This is a genomic window from Streptomyces shinuiensis (assembly GCF_043660855.1).
Classification (GTDB): domain Bacteria; phylum Actinomycetota; class Actinomycetes; order Streptomycetales; family Streptomycetaceae; genus Streptomyces.
This window is the reverse complement of record NZ_JBIHML010000004.1, coordinates 190,963-198,609: the sequence shown is the minus strand read 5'-3', so window position 1 is coordinate 198,609 and position 7,647 is coordinate 190,963. Positions and strand designations below refer to the sequence as shown.

Genomic DNA, 7,647 nt, shown 5'->3' with positions numbered 1-7,647 from the left:
GGGAGAGAAGATTGCCACGCGAGGCCGGGCACTACGACCCGGACGACAAGCCGCCCTTCAAGGACGGGGAGCCCGGCGGCTGGCACAAGGCGGGCGCGTCGATCTGGAACGACCTCGGTGCGGCCTGCATTCCGCACGCGGCCATCTGAAAGACCACAGGAATTCAGGCTCAGGGGAGGCAAGGAAATGTCAGCGATTCCACTCAAGGAACACCAGGTAGACCAGCGCGCCGCGTTTCGCAGGTGGGTGGGATTCCCTGCAAGATCATCTGTGCCCCCGCAGGGTGCCCGTGCCACGATCGTGTCAGCGACCGGCTCGGGCAAGACGATCATGGCCGCCGCATGCGCCTTGGAATCGTTCGCGGACGGCCGGATCCTCGTGACCGTGCCGACCCTGGACCTGCTCGTCCAGACTGCCCAGGCGTGGCGGACGGTGGGCCACCGGGCGCCGATGGTCGCGGTGTGCTCGCTGGAGAACGACTCCGTGCTCAACTCGCTGGGAGTGCGGACCACCACCAACCCGATTCAGCTCGCCCTGTGGGCCGGGCACGGTCCGGTCGTCGTGTTCGCCACGTACGCCTCTCTCGTGGACCGCGAGGACGTCGACGCTCCCGAGGGCCAGCGGAAGGTTCGCGGGCCGCTGGAGGCCGCTCTGGCGGGCGGGGAGCGGCTCTACGGCCAGCGCATGGACGGCTTCAACCTCGCCATCGTGGATGAGGCCCACGGAACCGCCGGTGATCTTGGTCGGCCATGGGCAGCGATCCACGACAACCAGCGTATCCCTGCCGACTTCCGGCTCTACCTCACCGCCACGCCGCGCATCCTCGCCGCTCCCCGGTCGCAGAAGGGCGGGACGGCCAGGAGGTGGAGCTCGCGACCATGGCCGACGATCCGAACGGGACGTACGGCGCGTGGATCGCAGAGCTCGGTCTGAGCGAGGCGATCGAGCGCGAAATCCTTGCGGGATTTGAGATCGACGTGCTGGAGATCCGCGACCCCTCCCCCGTCCTCGGGGAGACCGAGGAGGCCCGGCGTGGCCGGCGTCTGGCGCTCTTGCAGACGGCGCTCCTGGAGCACGCCGCCGCGTACAACCTGCGCACCGTCATGACGTTCCACCAGAAGGTGGAGGAAGCCGCCGCGTTCGCGGAGAAGCTGCCCGAGACGGCCGCCGAGCTGTACGTCAACGACGCCACGGACGAGGACCTGGCCGCCGCCGACAAGCTGCCCGCGTCGTCGATCGACGCGGAGTTCTACGAGCTGGAGGCCGGCCGCCACGTCCCCCCGGACCGCGTCTGGTCGGCGTGGCTGTGCGGCGACCACCTCGTCTCCGAGCGGCGCGAGGTCCTGCGCCAGTTCGCAGGCGGCATCGACGCCAACAACCGCCGGGTCCACCGCGCCTTCCTCGCCAGCGTTCGCGTTCTCGGCGAGGGCGTGGACATCACCGGCGAACGAGGAGTCGACTCGATCTGCTTCGCCGACACCCGCGGCTCCCAGGTCGAGATCGTCCAGAACATCGGCCGCGCGCTCCGACTCAACAAGGACGGCAGCACCAAGGTCGCCCGCATTATCGTGCCGGTGTTCCTGGAGCCCGGTGAGGACCCGCAGGACATGGTCGCCAGCGCCAGCTTCCGCCCCCTCGTAGCGGTCCTCCAGGGCCTGCGCTCGCATGACGAACGCCTGGTCGAACAGCTCGCCTCCCGCGCCCTCACGAGCGGCAAGCGCAAGGTCCACGTCCGGCGCGACGAGGACGGGCAGATCGTCGGCGCCGGCGGCGAGGGCGAGGACCAGGAGGAGAACGACGACACGCAGGCCGCCGCCGAAGCCGCCCTGCTCCACTTCTCCAGCCCGCGCGACGCCGCCACCATCGCCGCGTTCCTGCGCACCCGGGTGTACCGGCCGGAGTCGCTGGTGTGGCTGGAGGGCTACCAGGCCCTCATCCGCTGGCGGAAGGAGAACGAGATCACCGGCCTGCACGCCGTCCCGTACGACACCGAGGTCGAGGTCGGCGCCACCAAGGACTTCCCGCTTGGCCGGTGGGTGCATCAACAGCGGAAGGCGCTGCGGGCCGGGGAGCTGGAGGAGCGGCGCAAGACGCTGCTGGACGCCCCGGAGGCCGGGATGGTGTGGGAGCCGGGCGAGGAGGCGTGGGAGAACAAGCTCGCCGCGCTGCGGTCCTACCGGCGGGCCATGGGGCACCTCGCTCCGCGTCAGGACGCGGTGTGGGGCGAAGGCGAGGCGATGATCCCGGTCGGCCAGCACATGGCCAACCTCCGCCGCAAGGGCGCGAAGAACGGGCTGGGGAAGGACGAGGACGTCGCGGCCGCCCGGGCCGCACAGCTCGCCGGGATCGACGAGGACTGGGACTGCCCGTGGCCGCTGGACTGGCAGCGGCACTACCGCGTCCTGGCGGACTTGGTCGACGCCGACGGCGTCCTGCCGGCCATCGAACCCGGGGTGCTGTTCGAGGGCGATGACATCGGGCGGTGGCTCCAGCGGCAGAAGAACCCGGGCACCTGGGCGCAGCTGTCGACCGAGCAGCAGGAACGGCTGGCCAAGCTGGGCGTGCAGCCCGTTGAGGCTCCGTCTCCCGCCCCGGCAACAGAGCGTGCGACGAAGGGGTCGAGCAAGGCGCAGGCGGCGTTCCAGCGGGGCCTGGCAGCCCTCACGCAGTGGGTGGAGCGGGAAGGCGCAGGCCGGCCCGTGCCGAGGGGGCACAGCGAACAGATCGCGGTCGACGGCGAGACCGAGCCGGTGACCGTGAAGCTGGGCGTATGGATCTCGAACACCAAAACCAGGCGCGACAAGCTCACCGCCGAGCAGCGCAACGCACTACGCGAGCTGGGCGTGCAGTGGGCGTGACGCCGCTGCCGTCCGGCCGTTGAGCCGGCTGCGCGAGGCCCCGGGCGGGAAACGTCCGGGGCTCCGTGCTGTTTTCGTTCGGGTCCGTCATGACATGTCGTGGGGGGTAGTGCGGTTTCCTGGGACCCTCATGACAACCGCCCATCGATCCAGCTGTCTGGAATCGGGGGCGGGGATGTGTTCGGTCCACATGTTGTCGCGCAGGTTGGGAAGCCACTGGGGCTTCGGTGTGAGGTCCAGAACGGCAAGCATGCCGAGCGTGACTCCTGCGGCTTGGTAGGCCACCGTTTGCCCCAAATAGCGCTTGAGGTCTTCAGGTTCTGCCTTCCTGAGTTCGCGCTTGCACTCGATCACGATGCTGAATCCTGGGAATATCACCAGGATGTCGGCGCGGCCTCCGCTGCGGTCGATGGTTTCCATCTGTACTTCGAAGCAGGCGCTGTCGAGGTAGTCGTGCAGATCTTCCTGCAGTTCGATCTCCAGCGGGAGCTTCTCTCCAGGCTTGGGCGCGAAGAGGTAGGCAGTCTTCTTCGTGTGCTTGTCACGGCCACGGTTCGTCCTGTTCGCCAGGAATCGGATTGTCGCGGTGACGAGGCGGACGAAGTGCTCCCGTACCGAGAAGGACTGAAAATCCGGGCAAGGTTGCAGTCCTCTGATGACCTCGTTGAAGAGGTCTTGCTCCGCTTTGGGCAGTGTCTTGATGTGACTGCTGTAAGTGTCGGCGAGCTGCTCACGTAGGCCGTTAAGCGTGTCGGGAGGCAGGACCGCTAGAACCTGCCTACCAAGTTTGGCGGCCAAGTCGTCGGCCGCCCCGTCTTTTCCCGGGCCGCCCTCAGGTTCTTCAGGCGGAAGCCCGAGCCGGGACTCGACTGCTGACCGGAGTTCCTCGGCAGCCTGCCTGTCCCAGTCGGGTGGCGCGTCGGCGAGCAGCGCGTGCACGTGCAGTAGGAGTCCTTCGCGGGCGGCAAAGGCATTTTCGATGCGGGGAGCTACGAGGAGCTGCAGCGCGGAGGCGTCGCCGGTTGGGGCGAGGCGTACGGAGCGGTGAGCGGTGTAGGCAGCGAGGATGTGCTGGATCGTCTGGCTTGGCCAGGTGGGGAGGGGTGAATCGAGGTGGGCGGCGGCGTGCTCGAGATCGGCGCTGAGGGTGTACCACGCTGCTTCGGTGTCGTAGCGGCCATCCCGCCAGCCTGTTCGTAGACCGGTGAGCCAGAGCGCGTGTTCAGAGGTGGAGCGGCGTAGTTGCGCTGCCTCGGTGCTGAGGGCTTCGTTGTCGTTGGCTTCGAACGCCAGGACGGCGTTGATTGCGGCCCGGTATGCGGTGGCGTCCGGGCGATCCTCGTCGGAGTCGATGGCTTCGGTGAAGTGGGTGCGGCTGGCGGTGAGCTGGGTGAGGAGGCTTGAGCGGTCTGCGGCGTTGAATGCGTCGGAGAGGTGGCACATGGCCAGCTCGAACGCAGCGTCGGACCGTAGAGCCGGTATGTCAAGGAATACATGGAGTGCGTTAGTCAGGTCTGCGTCGCGCCATTGTTCATAGCCAGCTCCGAGCGCCCGTACGACTTGACGTGCGTACCCGATGGGCGCAGAGGGCGCTTGTGGGTCAGTCAGGACGTCAAGGACTCCGTAGCGCTTGATGGCTCCTCCGGCGAGTGCCAGGCGGAGTGCTGCTTCAAGGAAGAGGCCTGCGGTCTCGGCTTCGAGGGCCGTGGCGTGGGGCTCGGTCCGACGCAGGGCGATTCGATTCAGCGCGGTGGAGTGATCCCTCAGGTACCCAGGGTGGTCACACAGTCGGTCAAGGATGTCTCCGACGACGCCCGGCCGGTTCTCCGCCGTGAGTGCTTCGGCGATGAAGGCTGCGGCCCGGTCTGGGCTGTTGAGACGGTCCCAGGCAGCAAGGAGAGTCTCAGCCGCGCGAAACCACAGTCGAGAGGCGGCAAGTTCATCCGCCTGGGCAAAGAATCGATCTTCGCCGCCGAAGTCTTCGAGTGTGGGGGCGTCTCCGCGGCGAGCTAGGAGTGTCTCGAGCGGCGTCACGGTGAGCCCTCCTTATCGTGCGGCGGCCTGCGAAGGATGACGCGTTAACGCGTCGACGGAGTGATGGTCACCACATGAAGGCCCCTGCTTCAGCGATCTTCGCGCGGTCGTCAGGGATGACCGTACGGGCGAGTTCACGGTTGGCCGTAGCGGCGATGATCTGTAGCCCGTCGGTCTCTTCGCAGATCGCCCGAAGTTGCTGCAGCGTCTCGGCAAGGTCGGTCGGGATCATTTCCTGGGCGCCGGCGGAGTCGATGAGGAAGAGTCCGGGATGACGGCCGCCGTGCTGCTGCCCGACGCGGAGGAGGGCCAGCAGCGTGGCCATGCGCAGACGCAGCTGTTCGCCCTCGGTCACCTTCTGGAACCAGGACGGCCCATCGTCCAACTGGAGCTTCATGGGACCGTTTGCCTGCAGCTTTACGCCCTGGAGGTTGTCGTACCCCAGTCGGACGGCAAGGTCGAAGATTTCGCTGCTGACCCGGTCCATGATGGGCTTGCTCGCCTTTCCGGCGCGCACGTCGGCTTCTTTGTACGCAGCCTCCAGGATCTTCTCCTCTGGCGCTGGCGGCGTTGTTCCACCCGCGCGAGCGTGGGTGGCCTCGCGTTCTTTCAGGGCGCCGCGCAGACGTTCCAGGTCAAGCTGGCGTCGTAGAACAGAGGCATCCGGTAGTGCTGCTTGGGCGGCGGCCATCGCACGGCGGGCCGCGTCGAGCTGGGCTTCGGCCTCCTTCCGTTCCTTCTCCGCACGCCGCAGCGCTGTGCGGGTCTGGTCGTCCGCAGCGGCCAGAGAGGCGATGTTCTCGCTCAGCTGGTCGATAGCTGTGGTGTCCTCCGGAGCATCCTCGGGAGGTGCGCTGCCGCATACGGAGCAGTGGTCCGCAGCCTGGTCGCCGCGCGCCTGAGCGAGGTCAGCGACGGGGGTGGTGCAACGCGGGCAACACGTCGGGGCGAGAGCCCCGAAGTAGCGCTTGGCTGCCGTGTTCTCCTTTAGGTCACGTAGCCGCTTCCGGTCTTCCACGAGTGTCTGGTGCAGCTCCGTGTAGTTCTGCTGGACGGTTAGATGCACCTGTACGGCAGTGGCATGGCGTCCCGCGCAGGACGCAACGTGGGCCGCGGCTTGCTCGATGGCCAAGGCTTGGTCTTCCAGGGCGGGGGCGGCACCAGTGTTGGCGAGGGCCGCCTCGGCAGCAGTGATCTCGTCCTTGAGCTGTTGCAGGGAGCTCGCACGGGCCTGGGTGTCTTCGGTGGCCCGACGCTTCTCGCCCCGCTGCTGCTGCCGGACAGTCTTCAGGGCGGTCTCGGCGTCCCGGCGTGTGCTGGTCCAGGGAAGGCCGATGAACATCTGCAGCAGGCTGACGACGGACCCGTTCTCGCTGGTCTCTCCGAGCAGGACTTCAGCGTTGCGGTTGCGGCAGATCAGTGCGTGGCTGAACAGCGCCCAGTCGGTGACGGTGGCCTTGCCGTCTTCTTCGCCTTTGACGTCGGAGTGCCACCCTCGGAGGATCTCCAGGTTGAGACGGTTCATCATGAACTGGCTCATCACGGAGGCGAACTCGGCTTCGCCGGCGAAGTCGATTTTGGGGATGGTCTTTCCGGTCTCCAGGCGTCCGGTCGGTACGCCGTCCTTGTGCTGGAACTCCACGCTGAAGGGCTCACCGTCGATGTGGCCTTCGAGCCGAACGTGGGAGATCCATCTGCGTGCGGTGTCTTGCAGCCGTTTGTTCTTGCCTCGCAGGCACCACCAGATCACCTCCAGGACAGTGCTCTTGCCCTTGAGGTTGTCGCCGGCCAGGCACCACAACCCGTCGCTGAGCCGCCAACTGAAGCGGAAGTCGTCGGTGAACTTGCCTGCCTTGGTTCCTGAGAACTCAATCGAGGTCAGTGCCAGGCGGTGCGGTCGCGGCAGCACCCCGCTCTCCCGTACCCGGTGATGTTCGAGCACTGCTGCGGCCTCCGCGACGTCCACACCAGCACGGCGGGCAACGGCCTCGGTGAAGTTACTCATACGCTCCCCTCGCTCACCCTGCTCTGCAGCGCCGCCAAACGGGCCCGAACGCGCGGGAGAATGCCAGCGATGTCCTCGCCCATGTGGGTTCGTTCGTACTCACCCTGCGCATACTGGAGCTCCTTCAAGGCGCTGCCGCTGCGGTCTCCGGCCAGTAGCAGCACCAGTGCGGCGCGTTCGTCGTACCAAGACAGATCCGGCTCCTGCGAGCGCATCTCCTCTGCGTCCTGTCGGCCCGCCGGCAGCAAGCAGTAATCCCAGCGGGCGATGTCAGGCGCTGTCCCGATCGCATCGATACCGATCAGCCCATGCGCAACCAGCAACGCCAGAGCGTCATCCAGGGACTCGTAGGCGCCATAGCGCCAGCGGATCATGGGATAGGACTCGAGATCCGGCTCATCGCCTTCCAGCAATGCAGCCGCCCGGTCGACCGGGCTGACTCCCGGAACGCTCCGGCCGGCCTCCGCGGCGTTCAGCAGTTCATCGGCAAGGTAATCGGGGTTGCGGAGCCAGAAGTCGAGCGCCTGAAGCTTCTTCTGCCCGCGTAGCACCGCCACTGCGTCCGGATGGGCTGGGCACTCGCTATCCGGGTGTGGACAGTGATCCAACAGGAAGAGGATGCGCACAGCGTCCTGGACGCGGCTCGCCCTCCGTGTCCGTACTCCCACGGCCTCCGATGTCATACGCCCCCGCCGATCTCGCTTCCATCGCCCCGGTAGACGAGTAGCACGAATCATGACTCTTGCGTAA

3 protein-coding genes and 1 pseudogene are annotated in these 7,647 nt (G+C 67.0%); 1 reads left to right on the top strand and 3 read right to left on the bottom strand.

Features of this window, described 5'->3' with window-relative positions:
- The first annotated feature begins 186 nt into the window (after positions 1-186).
- Positions 187-2,858 (top strand): annotated as a pseudogene (locus ACGRHY_RS28680) (helicase associated domain-containing protein).
- An 87-nt stretch (positions 2,859-2,945) separates the two neighbouring features.
- On the opposite strand, the gene ACGRHY_RS28675 reads toward ACGRHY_RS28680, so the two are convergent.
- The 3 genes from ACGRHY_RS28675 to ACGRHY_RS28665 all read right to left on the bottom strand — a co-directional run bounded on the left by ACGRHY_RS28675 (position 2,946) and on the right by ACGRHY_RS28665 (position 7,523).
- The gene (locus ACGRHY_RS28675; protein ID WP_394638567.1) at positions 2,946-4,892 is read right to left on the bottom strand and encodes a hypothetical protein; all 1,947 of its coding nucleotides are present in this window, start codon (positions 4,890-4,892) and stop codon (positions 2,946-2,948) included.
- Between the two features lie 67 nt (positions 4,893-4,959).
- Positions 4,960-6,897, bottom strand: coding sequence for an AAA family ATPase (locus ACGRHY_RS28670; protein ID WP_394638566.1), 1,938 nt, complete (start codon positions 6,895-6,897; stop codon positions 4,960-4,962).
- Positions 6,894-7,523 (bottom strand): hypothetical protein, encoded by a 630-nt coding sequence (locus tag ACGRHY_RS28665; protein ID WP_394638565.1) that lies wholly within the window; start codon positions 7,521-7,523, stop codon positions 6,894-6,896. Before ACGRHY_RS28665 ends, ACGRHY_RS28670 begins: the two co-directional genes overlap by 4 nt.
- Positions 7,524-7,647 lie beyond the last annotated feature (124 nt).